Source organism: Amycolatopsis sp. NPDC104819 (genome assembly GCF_055583145.1).
Map to the genome: position 1 here is coordinate 483,359 of NZ_JBVJON010000005.1, position 23,080 is coordinate 506,438.

Genomic DNA, 23,080 nt, shown 5'->3' on the forward strand with positions numbered 1-23,080 from the left:
GCGGGGGGAGGGAGCCAGCGCCGTACCACCATGCAACAACCGAGAGACAAATTGCAAGAACTTGACATCATTCAGAAAAATTGCGACTCAGGACGGCCTCCCAGGGGCTGGGCACAGTTGCGGGAAGACGCATGCGACGGGTCCACTCAGCGCAACCACTTCTCCTGCGGAAGGACCACCATGTCCGTCACGGACGAACTGCTGGCCAACAACGCCGCCTACGCCGCAAGCTTCACGGGACCGCTGCCGCTGCCGCCCGCCAAGCACGTCGCCGTGCTCGCCTGCATGGACGCGCGCATCAACGTCTACGGCGTGCTCGGCCTCAACGAGGGCGAGGCCCACGTCATCCGCAACGCCGGCGGGGTCGTCACCGAGGACGAGATCCGCTCGCTCGCGATCAGCCAGCGGCTGCTGGGCACCGAGGAGATCATCCTCATCCACCACACCGACTGCGGGATGCTGACCTTCACCGACGACGACTTCAAGAAGTCCATCCAGGAGGACGTCGGCGTGAAGCCCGCCTGGGCCGCCGAGGCGTTCGCCGATCTCGACGAGGACGTCCGGCAGTCGGTCGCGCGGATCAAGAACAGCCCGTTCGTCCCGAAGAAGGACTCCGTCCGCGGCTTCGTCTTCGACGTCGCCACCGGAAAACTGACCGAAGTGCACTGACCCTTCACCCGGGTGCCGGACCCCGGGCCGCCGTGAGATGCTCATCGCGCAGGCAGGCCGTAGGGGAAAGGCGGATCGGGTGACCACCTGGACCGATGTGATCAACTTCGTCCGGACGCGCTACGAAGTGCTGGAGGAATCGGACGGCTGGTTGCGGTTCCGGCTCGACGGCCCGCGGGACCGCACCCAGCAGGTCACGGTGCACCACCTCCCCGAGCTCGACGGCGGCGCGTGGATCGAGCTGTCCTCCCCCGTCGGCTGGGCCGACGCGATCGACCTGCGGAAGTTCCTCGAGCTCGCGGGCGGCTCGGCGGTCGGCGGCGCCGCGGTCGTCGACGGCGTGGCGCTGCTCAAGCACACGTTCCCGCTGGAGGACCTCAGCATCGAGCACGAGTTCGAGCGGCCGCTGAGGTCGATCGTCGCCCGGGCGGACGCCTTCGAACACGAACTGACGCAAGCGGACGAGTTCTGACCGTCCCGGCGCGAGATGCGCCGGACTGTCGGTGGTGCCCGGTAACGTCCTGTCCGTGAACGCTCGGGACCGCATCCAGGAACTCGCCGACCAGATCGTCGTGCTGCGCGACGCCTACTACCGGGGCTCGCCCGAGGTGGCGGACGCCGAGTACGACGCCATCGAGGACGAGCTGCGGGGGCTCGTCGAGGCGAACCCGGAGCTGGCGCCCGACCCGAACCCGCTGGAGCAGGTGGGCGGGCCCGCGGTGCTGCACGCGCCGATCCGGCACTCGCGCCCGATGCTCTCGCTGGAGAAGGCCACCAAGCCCGAGCAGGTCGTGGCGTTCTTCGACCGCTTCCCCGGCCAGCCGGTGGTGGTCATGCCGAAGCTGGACGGCCTCTCGCTCGCCGTCGTCTACGAAAACGGCCGCCTGGCGCGGGCGGTCACCCGCGGCGACGGGACGACGGGCGACGACGTCACCATGCTCGTGCGGGCGCTGACCGACGGGATCCCGGACCGCGTCGACGCGCCGGGCCGGGTCGAGGTCCGTGGTGAGGCTGTCATGCTGCGCACCACCTTCACCGCCTACAACACCGCGCACCCGGACAAGCCGCTGATCAACCCGCGCAACGCCGCGGCCGGCACGCTGCGCGCGAAGGACCCGCGCACGGTCGCCGGGCGGCGGCTGCAGTTCTTCGCGTTCGACCTCTACACCGAACCCGACAGCGCGGAGACCGATCTGGACGGTGCTCTTCGGACACTCGGGTTCACCGCCGCCGACATGCGCCACTGCGCCGACGCCGAGGCGGCGCAGGAGGTGATCACGGCGATCGAGCAGCAACGCAACAAGCTGGACTACGACCTCGACGGCGCGGTGCTGCGCCTGGCCGACCGTGACGCCTATGCCGCCGCCGGCACCCGCTCGAGCTCCCCGCGGGGCGCGCTGGCGTTCAAGTTCGCGGCCGAGGAGAAGACCACGGTGCTGGCCGACGTGGTCTGGGACGTCGGCAAGACGGGCAAGATCGCCCCGGTCGCCTGGCTGGAGCCGGTGTTCGTGGGCGGCACGACGGTGACCAGGGCGACCCTGGCCAACCAGGAGGTGATCCGCGCCCGCGGCATCCGCATCGGCGACACGGTGCTGGTCCGCCGCGCGGGCGACGTGATCCCGTTCGTCGCGGGGGTGCTGGACGAGTCGAAGCGCACCGGTGAGGAGCGCGAGATCGTCCCGCCGTCCGAGTGCCCGTCGTGCGGGCAACCGCTGACCGAGCAGGGCAACAGCCGGGAACTGTTCTGCACCAACGTTTCCTGCCCCGCCCAGACGGTCCGCCGGCTGATCCACTGGGCATCCCGGGCCGCGGCGGACATCGACGCGGTCGGCGGCGTGTGGATCGAGCGGCTCGCCGAGGCGGGGTTGCTGGAGCAGCCGTCGGACTTCTACGCGCTGACGAAGGAGCGCCTGCTGGAGTTCGAGCGCATCGGCGAGGTTTCGGCCACCCGCATGATCGAGTCGATCGACGCGAGCCGCGCGGTGGGCCTCCGCAGGGCGTTGATCGGCCTGGCGATCCCGATGGCTTCGGAAGGCACGGCGGCCCGGCTTTGCCGAGCGGGCTTCGGGTCCTTGGAGGACGTCGCCGACGCGGGCGAGGAGGGACTGGTCGCGGTCGAGGACATCGGCCCGAAGGTGGCGGCGTCGTTGATCGAGCACTTGACCCGGCTACGCCCGGAACTCACGCGGCTGCGGGAGGCGGGGGTTTCCCTGGACGTCCGGGACGAGGATTTGCCGCCGGTGGTGGCGGCGGGTGCGCCGTTGGCCGGGAAGACGGTGGTGGTGACGGGGTCGATCAGTGACCCGCGGTCGGGCGAGAAGGTGCCTCGGCCTACTTTCCAGCGGCTTTGTGAGCGGGCCGGGGCGAGTATTGCTTCGTCCGTTTCGGCTAGTACGGATGTGCTGATCACCGGGGCTGAGGTTGGGGCTGCGAAGCTGACCAAGGCTGAGAAGCATGGGGTGGAAGTGGTGGATCAAGGGGAGATCTGGCAGGAGTTGATCAGCGCGGGGATCGTTTAGGCTTCTTCGGCTTTCGGCTGCGGTTAGGCATTGCCAGACGGGTTGCCCCTGATCGATCTCGGCGACCGCTTGCCCTGGGCGGCGTGAGGCCACCGCCGAGATCTGCCGAACAGGTCGCGGGTGCGCTCCCCCGCGATCGTCGGGGCAGCGCTCCCGCGATCGCCCGGGTATCCGCTTGCCGCCAAGGCCAGCTCGGCGTGCCTGCGCTCTAGCTTCCTGCGATCGTCGCTGCCTCCAACCGCCGCGGGAATCTGGCGGGCGAGGTTCGATGGTGGTGCTTCCCGCAATCGCCGATGCGTCCGCTTGCCGCCAAGATTTGCCAGCCGCGCTGTATGGCGGCACTCCCCCACGATCGCCGACCTTCCTGCTGCCGGGGTCAGGTGGCCAGGGCTTCCAGCTCTGCGTCGATCAGGAAGTCGGGGTTGAAGCCCATGCCCGTGAAGTGACCGGCGAGTTCCAGCGACAGCACCCCGTGCAGCCGGGTCCAGAACGACAGTGCGCGGTGCAAGGTCGAGGCCAGCACCGACTGGTCCCCGGCCCACTCGCGGTGCCCCTCGAGGTGCTCCGCGAACGGTGAGCCGCCCTTCGACGGGAGGCCGGCGCACGCTTCGATCAGCACCGTCATGACCTCGTTCGAGATCGCCGTGGTGTCGTCCGGCGCGTGGTAGCCCGGCACGGGCGTGCCGTAGATGAGGAAGTAGCGCTGCGGGTCGCTTCGCGCCCAGTCGCGGATGGCGTGAGCCAGACCGGCAAGATCGGCGCCCGCGGCGCGAGCCGCCCGGACGGTGTCCGCCAGGCTGCGGTACGCGTCGCGGATGAGCGCGGTGATCAGCTCGTCCCGGCTCGCGAAGTACCGGTACAGCGCCGGCCCGCTCATCCCCACCTGCTTGGCGATCGCGTTCAACGACAGCGCGGGCACCCCCGCCGCAGCGATCTGCTCCCACGCATGCCGCTTGATCTCCGCGCGCACCTGCGCCCGGTAGCGCTCGCGCGGGGTGTCCACATCCGTCATGTGACCCCTTCCGTCTAGTTAGAGCCTATCACTTTTCTTATTGACACTAAGCACGCGTTGGTTATAGCTTCTAACCAACGCGATGAGGACTAACCGAGTCGCCCGCCACCGAGGAGAACCACCGTGCCCTACGCCCGCGCCTTGCTCGCTGTCCCGCTCGCCGCCGCCGCGCTCTTCGCCGCAACACCGGCACAAGCCACCACCCGGCCGACCCCGCAAAACCAGACCCACCAGGCGGCTCAGTCCGCGCCGCTGACCTGCCGAAACCAAGGCATCGACCCCACAGCCCAGGTCCACTACCAGACAGAAACCTTCATCAAAGCCCCCCTCACCACGATCTGGAACCTCCACACCGACGTCGACTCCTGGCCCACCTGGCAGACCGCCGTCCAAACGATGAAGCGCCTCGACCCCGGCCCCCTCCGCCCCGGATCGCGGTTCCGCTGGACCACCCCCGCACCCCCGACGCCGACCACCCCCGCGACCACCCTCGTCATCACCTCCACCGTCCACCAGATCAAGCAGGGCCAGTGCATCCGCTGGTCCGGCCCCGCGATCGGCGAAGGACTCAAGATCGACCGGGGCGTCCACGTCTGGACGTTCACCCCCGTCCGCGGCGGCGTAATCGTCCGCACCGAAGAGAGCTGGACCGGCGCGCAGATCGACGCCGACCCGGCCACCGCCATCCAGTTCCTCGCCCCCGGCCTCGACGCCTGGCTCGCCGCCCTCAAGACCACCGCCGAAGCTCGCGCCGACCACTGCTGAACCACCACACAACGGAGAATCACCATGACCACCACCACTTCACGCACGTCCCGGGGTGTCCTCGTCGCGGCCTGGGCGTTCCCGCTCATGGTCGCCGGGCAGTTCGCCCTGCTCGCCGGCATCCCCGTCATCGTGGTGCTCGTCGCCACGCTGCGCGACACCCGGCTGCGCGCCGCCCACTGGTGGACCGCCCTGCTCACCGCCGCCTACCTTGTGCCGCTCGGGGTCTGGCTACTCGGGCCGAGTGACGCGCCGAGCCTGTCGAAGTCCATGAGTCCGGTGGTCACCGCCGTGGTCGCCGCGGCCGGCGTTGTTGCCGCCATCGGGCATCACCTGGCCCGCAGACGTTCTTGACTCTCCAGTCGCTGGAGACCCTAGCCTGCGCAGCATGACGATCACGGTCCTCGACACCCTCCCGGCCATGCGCGAGATCCTGCGGGCGCCGGAAGCCGACCGGCCGGAACTGCTGCGCGCCATGCTGCGGCCCGCCGCCGGGATGTACCGGTACTTCCCCGGCGACGTCGACCTGGTGGCGATGCACCGGATGGGTTCGGGGTTCCCGCTCGACCGCGACGGCGAACGCTGCCTCGAAGCACTCCAAGCCCTCGAGAAAGCCCAGGCGTGGCAACGAATCCGGGACGCACTCGACAACGCCGGCGCCGTGCAGGTCGCTGCGACGCCGGGCATCACGGTCCCCGACCTCACCGTCCTGTTCGTCCTCGGCGACCCGGGTGACGCCCACTTCATGGGCCCGTCGCTCGGCATGACGGCCAACGGCAGCGTGCCGGGGTACCTGTTCCTCAACCTCTGGCCGTACCCGGAGAACCTGGCCCGGCTCGAGGCGACCGCCGTCCACGAACTGCACCACAACCTGCGCTATGCCAGTGGCGCGGTGGTGTGGGACCCGGCAACGGTCACCGTCGGGGAGCAGGTCGTCTCCGAAGGCCTCGCCGACGCCTTCGCGCGGCAGCTCTACGGGGACGAGCTGGGGTACGCCCGGATCGGCGTGCCGCACCTGGGCGACGACGCCGTGCTCGCCAAGGTCGTCTCCGGGCTCGGGATCACCGGCATGCGCAACTTCACCGCGTGGGTGCACGGCGACGCCACCGCCGTCCGGTTCGGCGCGGCGCCGGTCGGGCTCCCGACCGGCGCCGGGTACGCGGCCGGCAACCGGCTCGTCGACGCCTACCTCGCCGCCACCGGGCGCACCGCGGCGGACGCCCTGCTGGTGGACAGCCAGGACGTCATCAAGACCGCCCGGGACCGGCTCCAGGTCTGAAGCCGGTCCCGGGAGGGACTACTTCGCGAAGGTCAGGCAGTTGGCCGCGTGCCCGCCGTCGCCCGGTCCGATGCGGACGCTCGACGCCGTGCACTCCAGCGACGAGTTGTGCCGGCAGTCGGTGCGGGAGCAGGCGCCGACCTGGGCCACGACGCGGTCCAGGCCGCCCTTCGTGCTCAGCGGGACGAACGTGCCGCAGTCGGCGGTGCCGTTGTCGCCGTTGACGGTGATGGCGAACGCGTGGCAGCCATCGTGGTTGTAGGAACAGCCGCTGACCGTGCACTCGTGCACGGCCGGCATCTCGGTGGTGGTCATGCCTCTACTCCTGGTTCCGTGGTGGGAAAGCAGTCGGTGCCCCGACGCTCCCACCAGGACTCGGACCCCGCAATTCGCGGAACTTCGGCCGGGTGATTTCCCGCCCCGGCCGGGTGGTTTCGCCCCGGCTCGCCACGCTTGGGCCGCCGGCCACCGGGTATCCCGGGACCATGACCGACAGCGAAACCGGCCCCCTCACCCCCGACGTCCCGCGCCCGCCCGGCACGCCGGAGGTCGACCTCGACGTCGAAGTTCCCGAAGCCGATCGCGAGCAGCCCGAGACGCAGGACGTCGACGACGACGCAGGCGAAACCGAGCCGCCGAGCTGACCAAACCACCGTGGTGATCACATCACGCTGAGTGTTCGCGAGCCCTCTTCCAGGTAATCACTCGACCGTGTCTGTTCTGTCCGCGGACCGCCTCGAATGCCGCAACGCGCACTACTGCGCGTCGGCAAACCGCCGGCGGCTCCGCACTTGAGTGGCCACTTCGAGTTGTCCTTTTCGCCGAAGATCACTTTTTGCGCACCGCCGCGACCGCCGCGGCGGTGCGGAATCCTTGCCCGAAGTAGCGATTTTGATAGCGTGGCCGAGCTTTCCCACGCCGCCGGGTCACGTCCCGATGCGGCGTCTCCCCATGTTTTCGTCTCCGTTTTCTTCCGGTGAAAGGATTCTTCATGCGCACAACCCTGCTCCGAGCCGGGAGCCTCGCCGGGGTGACCGTCGCCGTTCTCGCCGGCTCGGCCGGTGTTTCGGCCGCGGACGACGCCGTCACCGGATCCGCTTTCGGCGCGTCCGCGACCGTTTCGCTGCTCCCCGGGGTGCTCACCGACAGCAAGGGCATCACCGTCGAAACGGGTGAGCTCGCAAAGTCGAGCAGCACCGGTCCGGCCTCCGCGAGCGTCGCCGACGCCCCGCTCAAGGGCCTCGTCACGGCGAAGGCGATTTCCAGTTCCGTAGTGGACGGTGCAGGTTCCGTGGCCGCCAAGGCGAGCGTCGCCGAGGTGACACTCCCGCTGCTGGCCGCGGCCGCCGGCCGGGTCCCGTCGATCCGGCTGATCAGCGCGCGCTGCGGGTCGGCGGACGGGCACGTCACCGGCAGCAGCGACCTCGCCGGGGTCAACCTGGGCCGTCTCGGCACCCTGCCCGCAGCCACCTCGCCCAACCAGAAGCTGGGGATCCCCGGTGTCGCCGAGGTGATCGTCAACGAGCAGGTCCAGCGCTACGACGGCGTGCTCGAAGTGACGGCGCTGCACATCAAGCTCCTCGGCGGCAAAACCACCGAAGCGCTCGGCCGTGGTGACGTCAAGCTCGCGTCCGTGGCCTGCGGCCCGTCCAAGGAACGCGCGCCCGAGGCGCCGCCGAAGCCGACCGGCCCCGGCCAGGTGGTCGTGGTCCCCGCCGGCGCCCCGCAGACCGGTGACGGCAGCCTGGCGGCCGGGCGGTGAGAGGACTGCCGATGCGCGCACTGCTCGTCGCCGTCGTCGCGCTGGTGCTCGCCGGGTGCGGCGCGACGGCGGCCCCGTCCGCCGCGCCACCACCGGCACAGGCCGCCGTCAGCCTGGCGCGGTCCCTGCCGACCGCGCTCGACGTGCCCGCGATCGAAGCGAAGTCGACGCTCGTCTCGCTCGGCCTCAATCCCGACCGCACGGTCGAGGTGCCACCGGTCGACCAGCCGCTGCAGGCCGGCTGGTACGAGTACGGGCCGACCCCGGGCGAGGTCGGGCCGGCCGTGATCCTCGGCCACATCGACGGTGACCACCGCAAGGGCATCTTCTGGCGGCTGCACGAGCTGAAGCCGGGCGACCCGGTGCACGTCGACCGCGCCGACGGCGGCAAGCTGACGTTCGAGGTGACGAAGGTCGACGAGATCGCGAAGAAGTCGTTCCCCACGGAAGCGGTCTACGGCAACACGACCGATCCCGAGCTGCGCCTGATCACCTGCGGCGGCCAGTACGACGCGGCGAACCGGAACTACCTCGACAACGTGATCGTGTACGCCAAGCTCAAGCGGTGAGGGTCAGTCCCGCCCGGACCGGGACGCCTTCAAGAACTCCCGGTTGAGCGAAGCGATGCTGGCGAAGGGAATCCCCTTCGGGCACGACGCGACGCACTCCCCCGTGTTGGTGCAGCCGCCGAACCCTTCGGCGTCCATCGTGTCGACCATGTCCAGCACCCGCCGGGCCCGCTCCGGCTGTCCCTGCGGCAGCAGGCTCAGGTGGGTCACCTTCGCCGCGGTGAAGAGCATCGCCGAGCCGTTCGGGCAGGCGGCGACGCAGGCACCGCAGCCGATGCAGGTGGCGTTGTCGAAGGCCAGGTCCGCGTCCGGCTTGGGCACGGGGGTCGCGTGGGCGTCCGGGGCGCTGCCGGTGGGTGCGCTGACGTACCCACCGGCCTGGACGATCCGGTCGAGCGCCGAGCGGTCGACGACCAGGTCCTTGATCACCGGGAAACCCTGGGCGCGCCAGGGTTCCACGTCGACGACGTCACCGTCGGCGAACGAGCGCAGGTGCAGCTGGCAGGACGTCGTGCGCTCCGGCCCGTGTGCCTGCCCGTTGATCACGACGCCGCAGGAGCCGCAGATGCCCTCGCGGCAGTCGTGGTCGAAGGCGACCGGCTCTTCGCCGTTCTCGATCAGCTCCTGGTTGAGCACGTCCAGCAGCTCGAGGAAGGACATGTCCGGGCTGACGTCGTCGACCGGGTAGGAGACCAGCCGGCCTGCCGTGGCCGGGCCGGCCTGCCGCCAGATGCGGACGGTGAGGTTCATGTGTAGCTCCGCTGGGTCGGGTGGACGTGCTCGAAGACGAGCTCTTCCTTGTGGAGCACGGGTTTCTCGCCGTACTCCCAGGCCGCGACGTGCGAGAAGCGCTCGTCGTCGCGGCGGGCTTCGCCGTCGGCGGTCTGGTGCTCCTCGCGGAAGTGGCCGCCGCAGGACTCCTCGCGCACGAGGGCGTCGAGCAGCAGGAGCTCGGCGAGCTCGAGGAAGTCGGCGACCCGGCCGGCTTTCTCGAGCTCCTGGTTCAGCTCGGCGCCGGTGCCGGGGATGCGGACGTCGCGCCAGAACTCGGCGCGCAGCTCGGGCACCCGCTCGAGGGCCTTGCGCAGCCCGGCCTCGGTGCGGGCCATGCCACACAGGTCCCACAGCATCAGGCCCAGCTCTCGGTGGAAGGAGTCGACGCTGCGGGTGCCCTTCACCGCCAGCAGCCGTTCGACGCGCTCGCGCACCGCACGCTGTGCCTCGACGACCGCGGGGTCGTCGGCGGTCACTTCGTCGAGCCGGCCTTGGCCGAGGTAGTCGTTCACCGTCGCGGGCAGCACGAAGTAGCCGTCGGCGAGCCCCTGCATCAGCGCGGACGCGCCGAGCCGGTTGGCGCCGTGGTCGGAGAAGTTCGCCTCCCCGATCACGAACAGGCCCGGGACGGTGCTCTGCAGGTCGTAGTCGACCCAGAGCCCGCCCATCGTGTAGTGGATGGCCGGGTAGATCCGCATCGGCACCGCGTACGGGTCGTCCGCGGTGATGCGCTGGTACATGTCGAAGAGGTTGCCGTACCGCGCTTCGATGGCCGGCCGGCCCAGGCGCGTGATCGCGTCGGCGAAGTCGAGGTAGACGCCGAGACCGCCGGGGCCGACGCCGAACCCGGCGTCGCAGACGTTCTTCGCCGCGCGGGACGCGATGTCCCGCGGCACCAGGTTCCCGAAGCTCGGGTACAGCCGCTCGAGGTAGTAGTCGCGCTCGTCCTCGGGGATCTCCGACGGCGGCCGCGGGTCACCCTGCTGCTTCGGCACCCAGATGCGCCCGTCGTTGCGCAGCGACTCGCTCATCAGCGTCAGCTTCGACTGGTGCTCCCCCGAGCGCGGGATGCAGGTCGGGTGGATCTGGGTGAAACACGGGTTCGCGAAGTACGCGCCGCGCTTGTGGGCGCGCCAGATGGCGGTCGCGTTCGAGCCCTTCGCGTTGGTGGACAGGTAGAAGACGTTGCCGTACCCGCCGGTCGCGAGGACGACGGCGTCGGCCAGGTGCGTGCGGATCTCCCCGGTGACGAGGTCGCGCGCGACGATGCCGCGGGCCCGGCCGTCGACCACGACCAGGTCGAGCATCTCGGTCCGCGCGTGCAGCTCGACGTTGCCGGCGTCGATCTGGCGTGACAACGCCTGGTACGCGCCGATCAGCAGCTGCTGGCCGGTCTGGCCGCGGGCGTAGAAGGTGCGCTGCACCTGCACGCCGCCGAAGGAGCGGGTGTCGAGCAGGCCGCCGTACTCGCGGGCGAACGGCACCCCCTGGGCCACGGCCTGGTCGATGATCTGGGCCGACACCTGGGCCAGCCGGTACACATTGGACTCCCGGGAGCGGAAGTCGCCGCCCTTCACCGTGTCGTAGAACAGGCGGTACACCGAGTCGCCGTCGTTGCGGTAGTTCTTGGCCGCGTTGATGCCGCCCTGCGCGGCGACCGAGTGGGCGCGGCGCGGGGAGTCCTGGAAGCAGAACTGCACCACGTGGTACCCCTGCTCGGCCAGGGTCGCCCCGGCCGAGCCGCCGGCCAGCCCGGTGCCGACGACGATCACGCGGTGCTTGCGCCGGTTCGCCGGGTTGACGAGCTTGGCGGCGAACTTCCGTTCGTCCCACCGGTTCTCCAGCGGGACGGCGGGCGCCTTCGGATCGGCGATCGGGTCGCCGACGACGTAGGATTCCATGTCAGTCCACCAGTCCCGTCATGATCGCGACCGGGACGAGCGCGTACCCCGCCGCGATCACGACCGCCGTTGTGCTGCCGAGGATCTTGATCGCCCGTTCGCGGCGCGCGCTGGTGACGCCGAGGGTGCGGGCGGCGCTCGCGAAGCCGTGGTGGATGTGCAGGCCCAGCATCGCGAGGGCGACGAGGTAGATCACGTTGACCCACCAGACCCGGAAGTCCGCGACGAGGTTGTGGTACGGGTCGCCGGGCACGAAGTCCTGGTTCACCCGGCCGACGGTGAAGTCGAGGATGTGCCAGACGACGAACACCGCCAGGGTCGCGCCGCCCCAGCGCATCGTGCGCACCGCGAACGTCGCGCGCACCGGCCGCCGGTGGACGTAGCGCACCGGCCGCGCGCGGAGGTCGCGCCGGACCAGCTGCACCGCCGCGGTGACGTGCAGGACCAGCGCGACGAGCAGGACCACCCGCTGGATCCACAGGAACCAGCCGTAGGGCAGCACCGGCTCGCCGATCGTGCGCAGCCAGTGCGCGTAGTGGTTGAGGTCGTCGGCGCCGAGGAAGGTCTTGAGGTTGCCCACCATGTGCGCGGCCACGAACGCGAGCAGGAGCGCGCCGCTCACCGCCATGACGATCTTCTTGCCGATCGTCGAAGCCCAGAACTGCCGGAGGGCCGGGCGGCGCCGCCGCGTCGCGGGCCGGTCTGCGAGGTCGTTCACCACCCGACCGACGGTAAGAGCCGCGCGACCAGAGGTCAAAGACATCATCACTCTGCACTCGATAGTCATCGCCTATCATGGACGGATGCAGCTGCACCAGCTCGCCTACTTCGTCGCCGTCGCCGAGCACCGGCACTTCACCCGCGCCGCCGAAGAGGTGCGGGTCGCGCAGCCCTCGCTGTCCCAGCAGATCCGCACGCTCGAACACGACCTGGGCGCGGCGCTGTTCCACCGGATCCGCGGCAACGTGACCCTGACCGAGGCCGGCGAAACGCTGCTGCCGATCGCTCGGCGGATCCTCGCGGAAGCCGAGACCGCGCGGCGCGCGATCCGGGAGCTGGACGAGCTCGACCGCGGCCGGGTCCGGCTGGGCGCGCCGCCCAGCCTGTGCACGGGTCTGCTTCCGCCGATGCTGTCCGCGTTCCGCCGCCGGTACCCGGGCATCCAGCTGGAGCTGCACGAGAGCGGCTCGGGCGACCTGCGGCAGCGGCTGTCCGAAGGCGCGCTGGACCTCGCCCTGCTGGCCGGCGCGCGGTCGCCGGGTGACACCCAGCTGGCGGCGACACCCCTGCTGCTGGAGGAGCTCGTGGTGATCTCCCCGAAGGACACGCCGGTGGAGCGCGCCGGTGCCCGGCTCGCCGTCAGCGAACTCGTGGACGTCCCGCTCGTGATGTTCCGGCGGGGGTACGACGTCCGGGAGGCGACGGTCAACGCGTGCCGCGCCGCCGGGTTCGAACCGTCGTTCGCGATCGAAGGCGGTGAGATGGACGCGGTCCTCGAACTGGTGCGCGCCGGCGTGGGCGCGGCGGTGGTGCCGAGCACGGTCGCCGGTGACCGGTTCCTGATGACGCGGTTCGTGCCGGAGGCCGGCATGACCCGGATCGTGCAGCTGGCCGGCCGCCGTGACGTCGACCCGACCCGGGCGGTCCGCGCCCTGCGGGACGCGATCGTCGGGTTCGTCGCGGATCCCGCGCACCGCGAGGACCTCCCAGCCGGTATCGAGTCCCTTGTGGACGGACCGAAGGTCAGCCGCGGGCGAAGTACAGCACGGTCATCGTGACCGCCGTGGTCAGCACGACCCCGCGCAGAAGCAGCCCCACCGGCAGCCAGAACCGCAGGACACCGCCGGCCACGAGGAAGAACACGGCCGCGACGCCGTAGATGGCGGCGAGCTGCGTCACCCGTGCCGGGTTGCCGGCGGCGGGGTCCAGCCCGAGCCCGACACTCCAGAACGCCAGCATCATGATCCCGACGGCGCCGCCGAAGTAGCCGCCGTACGCGCCCAGCACCGCCTGTCCGATGAGGACACCGCGCGCCCCGAGGTCGATCGGGTGGCCGATGGCGCGCACCAGCAATCGCGAGATCCACCGGCCGAAGGCCAGCACGGCGGTCGCGAACGCCAGCAGCCACGGCACGACCGCGCTGAACGACGTCGCCGGCAGGACCAGCAGCAGGGCGGCGCCGAAAACGCTGCCCAGCACACTCGCGGTGGCCAGCGAGGCGGTGGACGTCGGGCCGACGCGGACCACCTGACCCCGGTAGGTCCACGCGCTGGCCACCGCTCCCGGCAGCAGGGCGACCGTGCTGGAGGCGTTGGCGACCACGGGTGGCAGGCCCGCGGCCACCAGCGTGGGCAACGCGACGAACGTGCCACCGCCGCCCGCGGCGTTCAACGCCCCCGCCAGGAAACCGACCAGTGCCACCACCATCGTCTCGAGCATCGGGTCAGGATGGCGACCGGACGCCGGGGCCACAACGCGTCCGTCGCGCGGACTGCCCCGGCCGTCGAGCCGGCCTTGCTCGGCAAGATCCGTCCCGACAAGGCGTTTTCCGGGCTCCGCCCACCCGCACCGATCACTCTCGCAGCTGAATGCCGGCGATTCTTTGCGCTGGACCGATCGCCACGACGGGCGAACACTGAAGACCATGCCCCCTGGTGTTCCCGAAGCGGCCGGCGAGCCGGACCCCGAGACGACGGACCTGGTCCGGCTGCTGCGGTGGTTCGCCGTCCGCGCGTTCGTGCTGGCCGCGATCGTGGCGCTCGCCGGGCTGACCACGGTCGCGATGGCACTGACCCTGATCGGGTTCGGCCTGCTCTTCGCGCCCGTCCGCGACCGGTAGGGCTCAGCCGAGCAGGTGCGTCAGCAGGGCCCGGGCGGCCGGGTTCGCCGGCTTCGGCCCCCGGCCCGCGAGGTGGATCGCCCGGCTGAACCCGGGCCGGCCGATCCGCGCGAACGGCAGGCCGGACTTTTCGGCGACCGGTTGCGGGACAACGGAAACGCCGAGCCCGGCCGTCACGAGCTCGACCAGCAGCGGCATGTGCGTGGCTTCGCAGACGCGGTTCTGCCGGACACCCGCTTCGGCGAAGCGGCGGGCGACCATCGCCTGGATCCCGCTCCCGCTGAAGTCGACGAACGGCTCGCCGTCGAGCTCGGCGAGCCGGACGCGGCGCCGGTGCTCCAGCCGGTGGCCCGGGTGGCACAGCAGCACGAGGTGCTGGCTCCACTGCGCGAAGCTCGCCAGCTCGGCCGCGAGCGGGTCTTCACCGGCCAGGAACGCCAGGTCGAGCTCGCCGTTGCCGACGCCGGCCGAGAGGTCGGGCACCGTGCTTTCGCGCACGTGGATGCGGACGCCCGGGTAGCGCACCCGGAACTCGCCGAGCTTGGCCGGCAGGTCGACGACGGTGAGCGTCTGGATGGTCCCGATCGACACCTGCCCGCGGGTCAGGCCCGCGACGGCCGCCACCTCACCCCGCGCCGCGACGACGTCGGCGGTGATCCGGTGCGCCAGCGGCAGCAGCGCCCGCCCGGCCTCGGTCAGCGCGACCCGCCGCGTGGTCCGGTCGAACAGCGGCGCGCCCAGCTCGCGTTCGAGCTTCCGGATCGACGCGCTCAGCGCGGACTGCACCACGTGCACGTCCTGCGCGGCCCCGGTGAAACTGCCGCTGCGCACCACCGCGAGGAAGTGCTCGACCTGCCTCAGCTCCATCGGCCGACCTTAATGCCCGGCGCGCTCCTCCCCCACCGGGGTGACACCCCCGCACATCATCCAGGACGGCCGGAAAACGATCGTCACGCTGGGGAAGACAAGTCCACTCCGTCGTGTGGCCACTTCAAGATCAACATCCGAGGAGTGGCCGTCCTCCGTTGACGCACGGTGTTTTCCGGCCCGAGTAAAGGTTTTCCGGCCCCGACCGGGCGTACGGAACCGAAGCACGGCACCGCGGCCCGGTCGCTGGTAGCGTCCGCCCGGCCCGGCCAAGATCGCGTTTTTCCGCGCCCGGCCGGTGATTCCCCTCCGAAGCACACTTCAGACAAGGCGACCGTTGACCCACCTGACCCACCTCGCCCCGCGGGAGCCCGCCCCGCCCGGCACGCCCGACTGGCACGTCACCGCGTTCCTCGGACCGCGGCCGGGCGCCGGCGACCCCGCGCAGCTCGACGCGGTGCGCGACCTCCGCGCGCGCATCCTCTTCGACCACGGGCGGCGGCCGGCGTTCCTGCGCGCCGACGGCACCCCCGTGGACGACCAGGACCTCGACTTCGGCGCGTGGCACTTCATCGCCCGGCGCAGTCCCGCCGGACCGCCGCTCGGCTACATCCGGCTGTCCACACCGGACACCGGCGCGCTCTTCCAGTCCCGGGTCTTCCTCGGCGACGCGCGGTACGAAGAACTCCTGGCCGCGGAAGGGTTCGCCGGCAGCGAAGTGTTCGAGCACAGCCGGCTCGTCGTCGAGCACCGGGCGCGCAAGCTCGGCCTCGGGCAGTACCTCAACGCGCTCGCCATCGCCGCGGCGCACCACCTCGGGGCGCGGGCGATGATCGGCACGTCCGGCACGAAGGACGGCCAGGACCGGTTCCACGAGCGGTTCGGCTTCCGGCCGGTGCCGGGCACCCGCCGGTACGTCCAGCGCTACACCGAAGACGTCGTGATCATGCTCCACCGCGTCGCCGACGGCGCCGGCCGCCACCACGACCTCGTCACCCGGCTGCGTCCGGAGTTCCCGGTGATCGCGGCCGCGGGCGGGGGCCCGGTCGCCGGCGCCCCGCCCGCGTCCCGCACCGCTCCGGCCGGCCTGACCACCGCGGCCGCGCCGGACCGCGACCGGTGGCGGCCGGAGCTGTTCACCCCCGCCGAGGCCGCGGGCCTCGACGGGCTGAACCGCCTGCTCGCGTCCGGCGACGTCCGCGAGGTCCACGACACGCTCGACGACCAGCTCACCGAACTGGTCCGCAGCCGGGAGCCGGCGTGCCGGGAAGCCGGCGAGCTCGCGCGCAAGAAGCGGGACCAGCTGGGCGGCCTCGAGCCGTGGCAGTACGGCACCTGGGTCTGGTACCCGTGGTCCGGCCGGCTCGTGCACCTGCTGCCGCGCGAGGAGTTCCGCCTCGTCCGCACGGACCGCAACCGCGGCCGGATCGAGCGGCCCGAGCAGCGCCGCCTGTTCGGCAAGCGGATCGGCGTCATCGGCCTGTCGGTCGGCAACAGCGCCGCGCTGACGTTCGCGCTGGAGGGCGTCGGCGGGGCGTTCAAGCTCGCCGACTTCGACGCCTTCGGCCTGTCGAACCTCAACCGGCTGCGCGGCGGGGTGCACGACCTCGGGGTCGGCAAGGCGGTGCTGTCGGCGCGGCAGCTGGCCGAGGTCGACCCGTACCTCGACATCGAGATCGAGCGGGACGGCCTGACTCCGGACACCATCGAGGCCTTTTTCGACGGCGGCCTCGACCTCCTCGTCGAAGAGTGCGACACGCCGTGGGGCAAGGTCGCGGCCCGCGAGTACGCGCGGGACCTCGGCATCCCGGTGGTGATGGACTGCAACGACCGCGGCATGCTCGACGTCGAGCGGTTCGACCGCGAGCCCGACCGGCCGCTGCTGCACGGCCTGCTCGGCGACGTGAAGTCCGTCGACCTGCTCGACCTGAGCCCGCAGGACAAGGTCGGCCTGGTGCTCACGATGGTCGACCCCGAGCGGATCAGCCCCGAACTGGCGGCGTCGTTCGGCGAGCTCGGGCGCACGCTCAGCAGCTGGCCGCAGCTTGCTTCCGGCGTCGCGCTCGGCGGCGCGCTGTGCGGCGAGGCGGCCCGGCGCATCCTGCTCGGGCTTCCGTGCGGGTCGGGGCGGTTCTACACCGACCTCGAGCAGCAGCTGCGCCCGTCCCGGAACGTGTACGCCGGGGGTGCGGTGTGACCGGCCTCGGCGTGCCCGTGACCATCGCCGGGACCGGGGTGCACCTGCCGCCGGAGGTCGTCACCAACGCCGAGCTCGCCGAGACGCTGGACACGTCCGACGAGTGGATCACCAGCCGCACCGGCATCCGGACCCGGCGGCGCCTCGCGCCCGACCGGGCGACGTCCGACATGTGCGTGCCGGCGGCCCGCGCGGCGCTGGCGGCGGCCGGGCTCACCGCGCTCGACGTCGACGCGATCGTCGTCGGCACCTACACCTACGACCAGCCGCTGCCGTCGACGGCGCTGATCGTCAAGGACCTGCTCCGCGCCGACCGCGCGCTCACCCTGGACGTCACGCAGGCGGCGTGCGCCAACGGGGTGCAAGCGCTGTTCCTCGCGGCGCACCTGCTGCAGACGTCGGCGGCCTCGACGGTGCTGGTCGTCGCGGCCGACTGCGCGTCCCGGGTCACCGACCCGGAAGACCGCACCACCCGGGTGTTCTTCGGCGACGCGGCGGGCGCGGCCGTCCTGACCCGCGCCGCGGCGACGGGCGCGGGCCTGCTGGGCTGGGACTTCGGTGGCGAGCTGTCCCACGACGTCGAGATCCCGGCCGGCGGTTCGCGGCTCCCGGCGGGCGCCGGGACCTTCGCCGAGCGGCGGCACTACCTGAAGATGGACGGCCGCGCGGTCTGGAACACCGCGACCCGCTGCCTGCCGGACAGCATCCTGCGGGCCGCCGGCCACGCGGGCGTGCCGATCGAGGACGTCACGCACTTCTTCCTCCACCAGGCGAACCTGAACATCGTCACGGCGGCGCTCGACAAGCTGGGCGTACCCCGCGACCGGGCGCCGATCACGGTGGACCGGCTCGGCAACACCGGATCGGCGGGAGTGTTCACGGCACTGGACGAGCGGTTCGGCCGCGGCGGGGTCCGGCCGGGCGACACGTACGTGGTGTCGTCGATCGGGGCGGGGTTCCAGTGGGGCACGCTGTGCTTCCGGCACGCGTGAGCTGAGCCGTCCGGGGCCGGCCTGGTAGAAACGGCAGGTCCGATTCCACCGTTCGCCGTACCGGGGGTGTGATGACCGCCGGGCCGGTCGAGGCGCAGTTCCGGGCGGCCGTGACGCGGTTCGCCGGACCAGCGCGGGCGGGGGCGACGTCGGTGGTCGGGGTCTTCGGCGTCGTCGCGGCGCCGGTGAACGCGGTGCCGCTGGCGTTCGGGCTGCTGGCGCTCACGCTCGTGGCGAGTGCGGCGGACGTCTTCACGCGTCGTTCGTTCGTGCTGTCGGTGCTCCGGGCCGGCGCGGTGTGCGGGTGCCAGCCGTGGCTCACCTCGGTGCCCGGCGAGGCGAGCCTGTGGGCGCTCAACGTGCTGACGATCACCGCGATCACGTGGCAGTGGGAGCACCCGCCGCGCGTGACCGGCCCGGCGCTGGCCGTGTTGCTGGCGACGGGGATCGTGGCCGGTCCCGGCGGGTGGCTGCCGGTGGTGCTGCGGGTGGTGGTGGAGTCCGTGCTGGCGCGGCTGGCGTTCGTCCTGCTCATCCGCTCGACGGCGCGCACGGACGCGGTCCGCGCCGAACAGGCGGCGCTCGTGCAGGCCGGGGCCCTGGACCGTGACCGCCGCCGCCGTGAGCGCGAGTACCTGGCCCTGCTGCACGACACGGCGTCGGCGACGTTCTTGGCGGTGGCCACGGGCACGGCCACCGACCCGGCGGCGGTGGCCGGCTACGCGGCCCGCGACCTGGCGATCCTGACGGACGACGCCGACCGCACCCCGGTCGACCTCGAAGCCGGCCTCCGCATGGTGCTGACCGGCCGCGCGCTGCCGGTGTCGGCGGTGTGGGAGCCGGTCCCCCGGATCCCGGCGGCCGCGGCGCTGGCCCTGGTGCGCGCGGCGGAGGAGGCCCTGCGCAACGCGGAGCGTCACTCGGGGGCGGAGGCGGTTTTCGTGCGCCTGGCGGCGGGCCCGGGAGGGGTGACGGTGACGGTTGCGGACAACGGATCGGGCTTCGATCCGGCACAGGTCTCCCCGGCCCGCCGCGGCGTCCGCGGCTCGGTCGTGGAGCGCATGAGCGCGGTCGGCGGGACGGCGGAGGTCGAATCCCGGCCCGGGGCGGGGACAACGGTGACGTTGCGGTGGTCGCGTGCCTGACTTCGCCCGTCTCGAGGCGGCTCCCGAGATGATCGGGTCCCGCTCCGCCGCCACCCCGAGCGGTCTTCTCACCGACCCCGCTGTCCGGCTGGCCGCCGCCATCCGGATCATGCTCGTCGGCGTCACCGTCTCCATCCAGTTCGGGCTCGGGCTCGTTCCGCTGCTCCGGCACCACTCCGCCTACCGGCCGCCGCTCGCCGCCGATCTCGCCTTCGTCGCCTTTGCCCTGGTCACCGGGGTGTGCGCCGGGTGGGTGCTGCGCCGCAAGGCGTTGCCCGTCGCCGTCGCCGCCGCCGGGACGCTCGTGGTGCTCGCCGCCTCCGGCGCCGCGACCGCCGCACTGCCGGCGGACACCTACTTCCGGGAGGCGCACTGGTCCTTCGGGCTCGCCGGCTGGCCGCTGCTGGTCCTGCTCGCCGACCGGACGCCCGCTCTGGTCACCGCGATCGCCGCGCACACCGCCCTCACCGTCACCCAGTTCCTGCTCGACGGCACCCCGATCCGCACCGAGCTCGGTGACGCCGCCATCGTGCTCTTCGGCGTCACCACCTTCCAGCTCGCCATCGCCGCTCTCATCCGGCTGCTCGACCGGCGCGCGGGCGAAGCCGCCGCGGCCGCCGCCGAAGGGGAACGCCTCGCCACGCGGGCCGCGCTCACCGCGCAAGCCGGGCACGAGCTGCGGACCGGGTTCGCCGAACAGCTCGGCGCCACCCTGCCGCTGCTGGCCGGCCTCGCCGACGGCACCGTCGACCCCCGCACACCCGAGGCCCGCGCCCGGTGCGCCCTCGCCGCCGCGCAGCTGCGACGGCTCTTCGCGGAGAACGACGACGTGCCCGACCCGCTGGTGCACGAGGTCGGCGCCTGCTTCGACGTCGCCGAGCGGCGCGGGGTCACCGTGGTGCTCGCCGTCAGTGGCGACCCTGTCGACGTCCCGCCCGCGGCGCGGCGTGAGCTGACCGGGCCCGTGCTCGCCGCCCTGACCACGGCCCGCACCCGCGCGCGGGTGAGCGTGCTGCGCACCCCCGGCCTGGTCCGGGTCGCCGTCGTCGCGGACACTGCGGGCGGCGACCCCGGTTTCGCGGGATCGGCGGCGGTCCCCGTCACGTCCCGGTCCCGGGACGGTCAGCTCTGGATGGAGGCGCAGTGGCGACCCGAGTGACGGCGGTCGTCGTCGACGACCACCCGGCGGTGCGCGCCGGGGTCGCGTACTGGCTGGCGGCCGGCGCGCCGCCGATCGACGTCGTCGCCGAGGGCGAGGACGTCAAGGCCGCCTGGCTCGGCGCCGGCGCCACCGCCGACGTCGTGATCTTCGACCTGCACCTGGGCGGGCCGGCACCCGCGTTCGGCGACCTGCGGCGGCTCGCCGAGGCCGGCCGCCGGGTCGTCGTCTACTCGATGCGCGCCGACGACGACGTCGTCCTGCAGTGCCTCGAGCTGGGCGCGCTCAGCTACCTGACGAAGGCCGAAGGCGGGGAGCACCTCGTCGAGGCGACCCGGGCGGCCGCCGCGGACCGGCCCTACACGCCGCCGTCGCTGGCCGGCGCGCTCGCCGGAGACCGGTCGGAGACGCGGCCCGCGCTTTCGGCGCGGGAGGCCGAAGTGCTCGTCGAATGGTTCCAGTCGGAGTCGAAGGAGTTCGTCGCGCACCGGCTCGGGATCTCCGCGAGCACGGTGAACTCCCACCTCGAACGCATCCGCGTCAAGTACGCGCGCATCGGCCGCGAGGCGCCGACCAAGGCCGCGCTCGTCGCGCGCGCCATCCAGGACGGCCTGATCGGCGTGGACGACTTGTGACCCCGGTGTGGTGCGAACAGCCCACACCGCGGCCCGGCCGGCCGGGTTAGCGTCCCGCTACGGTGCCGCGCGGGCGCGCCCGCGAACACCCTGGGGGTGCGGTCGCGCGGCGCCCGCGCGGCGCTCTCCCCCGCCGGAACTCCTCCGGCGGGCAGCACGAGGAGATCCATGAAGCACATCCGCACCACCCTGCTCGCCGCCTGCGCCGCCACGCTCCTGCTGTCCGCGTGCTCCGCCGAACCCGGTCAGGCGGCGCCCGCCGCGCCCCCGAGCGCCCCGGAGTCTTCCGCCCCGGCCAAGCCGAGCGAGTCCGCGACCGGCGCGGCCGCGCCCGCCGGCGACGTCACCAAGCCCGGTACCGAGCTGAAGCTCGGCGACCGCGCGGTCGTCCCGTTCAAGTACGGCACGAACAAGTCCGGCACGATCGCGATCACCGTCACCGCGATCGACAAGGGCGCCAACGCCGATCTCGCGAAGTACGGCGACAAGGCGAAGGGCATCACGCCCTACTATCTGCGCGCGACGATCGAAAACGTCGACGGCGCCGACCTTTCCTACTCCTCGGTGACCCTGCGGGCTCTCGGCGCCGACGGCCGGTCGACCGGCGTGATCATCACCGGCAGCACCGACCAGTGCAAGTCCGGCACGGCGGGCAAGGACTTCACGACCCCGGGCGCGAAGTTCGAAAGCTGCACGCTGCAGGGCGCACGCGAAGGGTCGGCGGTCGCGGCCGCGACCTTCGACAAGGGTGACGGTTACGACAAGTCGCCGCTGGTGTGGAAGAGCTGACCCAGCGTCATCAGCGTGGTCCTGCTCAGCGGCCGGTGACGTCCATCCGCACGTCGCCGGCCGGGACGACGTAGACCGGGTCGGAACCCTGGCGCCAGTGGTCCGAGACCAGCAGGTAGCGGTCCGGGAGCGGCCGGAGCAGCACCAGTCCCGTGTACCGGAACTTGTACTTCGTGTCCGGCTGCGCCAGCGCCACGACCGTCACCCCGGGTCCGGACACCGCGAGCCGGTCGACGCTGTAGAGCGTGATCGCCGGGCGGGACGGCAGGCTGGTCGCCACCGCGACCGCCGCCTGCTCACCCGTGCGGCGCGCGTAGTCCGCGACACTCCACAGTAGACCGATGAGCGCCAGCACCGCGAGGATCAGCGGCCGCAGCCCCGGTTTCGCCGGTTCCGCCGGCCGCGGGGCCGCCCGCAGCCGGTCCGCGTAGGCGAGCAGGCCGGCCGCGGTCAGGAGGGTCAGCGGCAGCGCGATGTCCGGCGCCCAGGACACCGTCACCGGCACCAGCATCCCCATCGCCAGCACGCCCAGCGCCACCCCGCCGAGGACGTACGCCGTGGTGATGCCCGCGTCCGCGAGCACCCGGCCGCGCGCCGGACGGCTGGTCAGCGCCGCCGGCAGCACCACCGTCCGGTGCACGGTGACCGCCAGCAGCGCGAGGATGCCGACGCCGATCAACGGCAGGAACGTCGCGTTGACGCTGCGCAGGGTGTAGTCGGCGGGCGAAAACCCCAGCAGGCTCACGTCGATCCCGAAGTACCCCCACGTCGCCTGCGTGCGCACCCAGCCGAAGTAGAACAACACCGACGACAGCAGCACGGTCTGCGAGAGCACCGCCGTCGCACGGGTCCACCACCCGGCCGGCCGCGCGACGGCGGCCGGGGCCGGGCGGCGGGTGTCACGGAGCCGAGCCGGTCGACGGCGCGGGCGCACCGCTGTCCTCGGGCTCCGTGGTGGTCGGCGCCTGCGACATGGTCGGCTCGGGCAGTGTCAGCGACGGGCCGGTCGGGTCCGCCGCCTGCGGGGACGGGCTCGCGCCGGGCGGCAGCGAGTCACCACCCACCGGCGCGGTGTCCGACGACGTCGCCGGCGCGCCGGAGCCACCGCAGCTTTCGGCCGACACCAACGGAACCAACCCGAGCACGGCGACAACACCGGCCACGCGGATCAGGGATCTCATGCCCGGGACAGTCGCCGGAGCGCGAG

At 72.1% G+C, this 23,080-nt stretch carries 26 protein-coding genes; 17 read left to right on the forward strand and 9 right to left on the reverse strand.

From position 1 onward, the window contains the following. Positions 1–180: 180 nt before the first annotated feature. The 3 genes from ACZ63E_RS18365 (at position 181) to ligA (ending at position 3,188) form a co-directional block, all read left to right on the forward strand. Positions 181–669 carry a beta-class carbonic anhydrase gene (locus tag ACZ63E_RS18365; protein ID WP_465337238.1) on the forward strand — a complete coding sequence of 163 codons (489 nt, stop codon included), beginning with the start codon at positions 181–183 and terminating at the stop codon, positions 667–669. Positions 670–748: 79 nt separating this feature from the next. Continuing rightward, entirely contained in the window at positions 749–1,141 is a 393-nt protein-coding gene (locus tag ACZ63E_RS18370) for a hypothetical protein (protein ID WP_465337240.1), read from the forward strand. Positions 1,142–1,196: 55 nt separating this feature from the next. After that, entirely contained in the window at positions 1,197–3,188 is a 1,992-nt protein-coding gene (gene ligA, locus ACZ63E_RS18375) for an NAD-dependent DNA ligase LigA (protein WP_465337241.1), read from the forward strand. Between the two features lie 376 nt (positions 3,189–3,564). On the opposite strand, the gene ACZ63E_RS18380 is transcribed toward ligA, so the two are convergent. Next, the gene (locus tag ACZ63E_RS18380) at positions 3,565–4,200 is read right to left on the reverse strand and encodes a TetR/AcrR family transcriptional regulator (RefSeq protein ID WP_465337243.1); all 636 of its coding nucleotides are present in this window, start codon (positions 4,198–4,200) and stop codon (positions 3,565–3,567) included. Between the two features lie 123 nt (positions 4,201–4,323). On the opposite strand from ACZ63E_RS18380, the gene ACZ63E_RS18385 reads away from it, so the two are divergent. Genes ACZ63E_RS18385 through ACZ63E_RS18395 form a run of 3 tightly spaced genes read left to right on the forward strand, consistent with a single transcriptional unit; the run spans position 4,324 to position 6,244 of the window. Further along, positions 4,324–4,965: an SRPBCC family protein gene (locus tag ACZ63E_RS18385; protein WP_465337245.1), complete on the forward strand. Its 642-nt coding sequence runs from the start codon at positions 4,324–4,326 to the stop codon at positions 4,963–4,965. Between the two features lie 24 nt (positions 4,966–4,989). Next, positions 4,990–5,319, forward strand: a complete 330-nt coding sequence (locus ACZ63E_RS18390; RefSeq protein ID WP_465337246.1) for a hypothetical protein — start codon at positions 4,990–4,992, stop codon at positions 5,317–5,319. Positions 5,320–5,353: 34 nt separating this feature from the next. Next, a complete protein-coding gene (locus tag ACZ63E_RS18395) occupies positions 5,354–6,244 on the forward strand; it encodes a DUF2268 domain-containing putative Zn-dependent protease (protein ID WP_465337247.1) in 891 nt (296 codons plus the stop codon). A gap of 18 nt (positions 6,245–6,262) precedes the next feature. Here ACZ63E_RS18395 and ACZ63E_RS18400 read toward each other — a convergent pair whose 3' ends face one another. Next, positions 6,263–6,559: a DUF1540 domain-containing protein gene (locus ACZ63E_RS18400; RefSeq protein ID WP_465305898.1), complete on the reverse strand. Its 297-nt coding sequence runs from the start codon at positions 6,557–6,559 to the stop codon at positions 6,263–6,265. A gap of 170 nt (positions 6,560–6,729) precedes the next feature. Here ACZ63E_RS18400 and ACZ63E_RS18405 point away from each other — a divergent pair, with 170 nt between their 5' ends. The 3 genes from ACZ63E_RS18405 to ACZ63E_RS18415 all read left to right on the forward strand — a co-directional run bounded on the left by ACZ63E_RS18405 (position 6,730) and on the right by ACZ63E_RS18415 (position 8,575). Continuing rightward, positions 6,730–6,888, forward strand: coding sequence for a hypothetical protein (locus ACZ63E_RS18405; protein ID WP_465337248.1), 159 nt, complete (start codon positions 6,730–6,732; stop codon positions 6,886–6,888). A gap of 347 nt (positions 6,889–7,235) precedes the next feature. After that, positions 7,236–8,006 carry a choice-of-anchor P family protein gene (locus ACZ63E_RS18410; protein ID WP_465337249.1) on the forward strand — a complete coding sequence of 257 codons (771 nt, stop codon included), beginning with the start codon at positions 7,236–7,238 and terminating at the stop codon, positions 8,004–8,006. Positions 8,007–8,017: 11 nt separating this feature from the next. Beyond that, positions 8,018–8,575 (forward strand): class F sortase, encoded by a 558-nt coding sequence (locus ACZ63E_RS18415; RefSeq protein ID WP_465337250.1) that lies wholly within the window; start codon positions 8,018–8,020, stop codon positions 8,573–8,575. Positions 8,576–8,578: 3 nt separating this feature from the next. Here ACZ63E_RS18415 and ACZ63E_RS18420 read toward each other — a convergent pair whose 3' ends face one another. Genes ACZ63E_RS18420 through ACZ63E_RS18430 form a run of 3 tightly spaced genes read right to left on the reverse strand, consistent with a single transcriptional unit; the run spans position 8,579 to position 11,971 of the window. Beyond that, the gene (locus ACZ63E_RS18420; RefSeq protein ID WP_465337251.1) at positions 8,579–9,325 is read right to left on the reverse strand and encodes a succinate dehydrogenase/fumarate reductase iron-sulfur subunit; all 747 of its coding nucleotides are present in this window, start codon (positions 9,323–9,325) and stop codon (positions 8,579–8,581) included. Next, complete coding sequence (locus tag ACZ63E_RS18425) at positions 9,322–11,250, reverse strand: fumarate reductase/succinate dehydrogenase flavoprotein subunit (RefSeq protein WP_465337252.1); 1,929 nt, start codon at positions 11,248–11,250, stop codon at positions 9,322–9,324. Before ACZ63E_RS18425 ends, ACZ63E_RS18420 begins: the two co-directional genes overlap by 4 nt. Position 11,251: 1 nt before the next feature. Beyond that, on the reverse strand, positions 11,252–11,971 hold the full coding sequence (locus ACZ63E_RS18430; RefSeq protein WP_465337254.1) for a succinate dehydrogenase cytochrome b subunit: 720 nt from the start codon (positions 11,969–11,971) through the stop codon (positions 11,252–11,254). A gap of 82 nt (positions 11,972–12,053) precedes the next feature. Between ACZ63E_RS18430 and ACZ63E_RS18435 the strand changes: the two genes are divergently transcribed. Next, positions 12,054–13,028, forward strand: a complete 975-nt coding sequence (locus ACZ63E_RS18435) for a LysR family transcriptional regulator (protein ID WP_465337255.1) — start codon at positions 12,054–12,056, stop codon at positions 13,026–13,028. On the opposite strand, the gene ACZ63E_RS18440 is transcribed toward ACZ63E_RS18435, so the two are convergent. Then, positions 12,994–13,689, reverse strand: a complete 696-nt coding sequence (locus tag ACZ63E_RS18440) for a TSUP family transporter (protein ID WP_465337256.1) — start codon at positions 13,687–13,689, stop codon at positions 12,994–12,996. The genes ACZ63E_RS18435 and ACZ63E_RS18440 overlap by 35 nt on opposite strands. Positions 13,690–13,894: 205 nt before the next feature. Here ACZ63E_RS18440 and ACZ63E_RS18445 point away from each other — a divergent pair, with 205 nt between their 5' ends. Then, positions 13,895–14,089, forward strand: coding sequence for a hypothetical protein (locus ACZ63E_RS18445; protein ID WP_465337257.1), 195 nt, complete (start codon positions 13,895–13,897; stop codon positions 14,087–14,089). Positions 14,090–14,092: 3 nt separating this feature from the next. Here the strand turns inward: ACZ63E_RS18445 and ACZ63E_RS18450 are convergent, their stop codons facing one another. Next, on the reverse strand, positions 14,093–14,956 hold the full coding sequence (locus ACZ63E_RS18450) for a LysR family transcriptional regulator (protein WP_465337258.1): 864 nt from the start codon (positions 14,954–14,956) through the stop codon (positions 14,093–14,095). A 337-nt stretch (positions 14,957–15,293) separates the two neighbouring features. On the opposite strand from ACZ63E_RS18450, the gene ACZ63E_RS18455 reads away from it, so the two are divergent. From ACZ63E_RS18455 to ACZ63E_RS18480, 6 genes are all read left to right on the forward strand, one after another. Beyond that, on the forward strand, positions 15,294–17,153 hold the full coding sequence (locus ACZ63E_RS18455) for a ThiF family adenylyltransferase (RefSeq protein ID WP_465337259.1): 1,860 nt from the start codon (positions 15,294–15,296) through the stop codon (positions 17,151–17,153). Further along, a complete protein-coding gene (locus ACZ63E_RS18460; RefSeq protein ID WP_465337260.1) occupies positions 17,150–18,145 on the forward strand; it encodes a 3-oxoacyl-ACP synthase III family protein in 996 nt (331 codons plus the stop codon). Before ACZ63E_RS18455 ends, ACZ63E_RS18460 begins: the two co-directional genes overlap by 4 nt. A 71-nt stretch (positions 18,146–18,216) precedes the next feature. After that, complete coding sequence (locus ACZ63E_RS18465; protein ID WP_465337261.1) at positions 18,217–19,290, forward strand: sensor histidine kinase; 1,074 nt, start codon at positions 18,217–18,219, stop codon at positions 19,288–19,290. Further along, entirely contained in the window at positions 19,283–20,449 is a 1,167-nt protein-coding gene (locus tag ACZ63E_RS18470; protein ID WP_465337262.1) for a hypothetical protein, read from the forward strand. Before ACZ63E_RS18465 ends, ACZ63E_RS18470 begins: the two co-directional genes overlap by 8 nt. Then, positions 20,434–21,084 (forward strand): response regulator transcription factor, encoded by a 651-nt coding sequence (locus ACZ63E_RS18475; protein WP_465305928.1) that lies wholly within the window; start codon positions 20,434–20,436, stop codon positions 21,082–21,084. Before ACZ63E_RS18470 ends, ACZ63E_RS18475 begins: the two co-directional genes overlap by 16 nt. A gap of 168 nt (positions 21,085–21,252) precedes the next feature. Then, a complete protein-coding gene (locus ACZ63E_RS18480; RefSeq protein ID WP_465337264.1) occupies positions 21,253–21,873 on the forward strand; it encodes a hypothetical protein in 621 nt (206 codons plus the stop codon). Between the two features lie 25 nt (positions 21,874–21,898). Here the strand turns inward: ACZ63E_RS18480 and ACZ63E_RS18485 are convergent, their stop codons facing one another. Together ACZ63E_RS18485 and ACZ63E_RS18490 are read right to left on the reverse strand one after the other, a co-directional pair. Beyond that, a complete protein-coding gene (locus tag ACZ63E_RS18485; protein WP_465337265.1) occupies positions 21,899–22,708 on the reverse strand; it encodes a hypothetical protein in 810 nt (269 codons plus the stop codon). A gap of 64 nt (positions 22,709–22,772) precedes the next feature. Beyond that, positions 22,773–23,054: a hypothetical protein gene (locus tag ACZ63E_RS18490; protein ID WP_465337266.1), complete on the reverse strand. Its 282-nt coding sequence runs from the start codon at positions 23,052–23,054 to the stop codon at positions 22,773–22,775. Positions 23,055–23,080 lie beyond the last annotated feature (26 nt).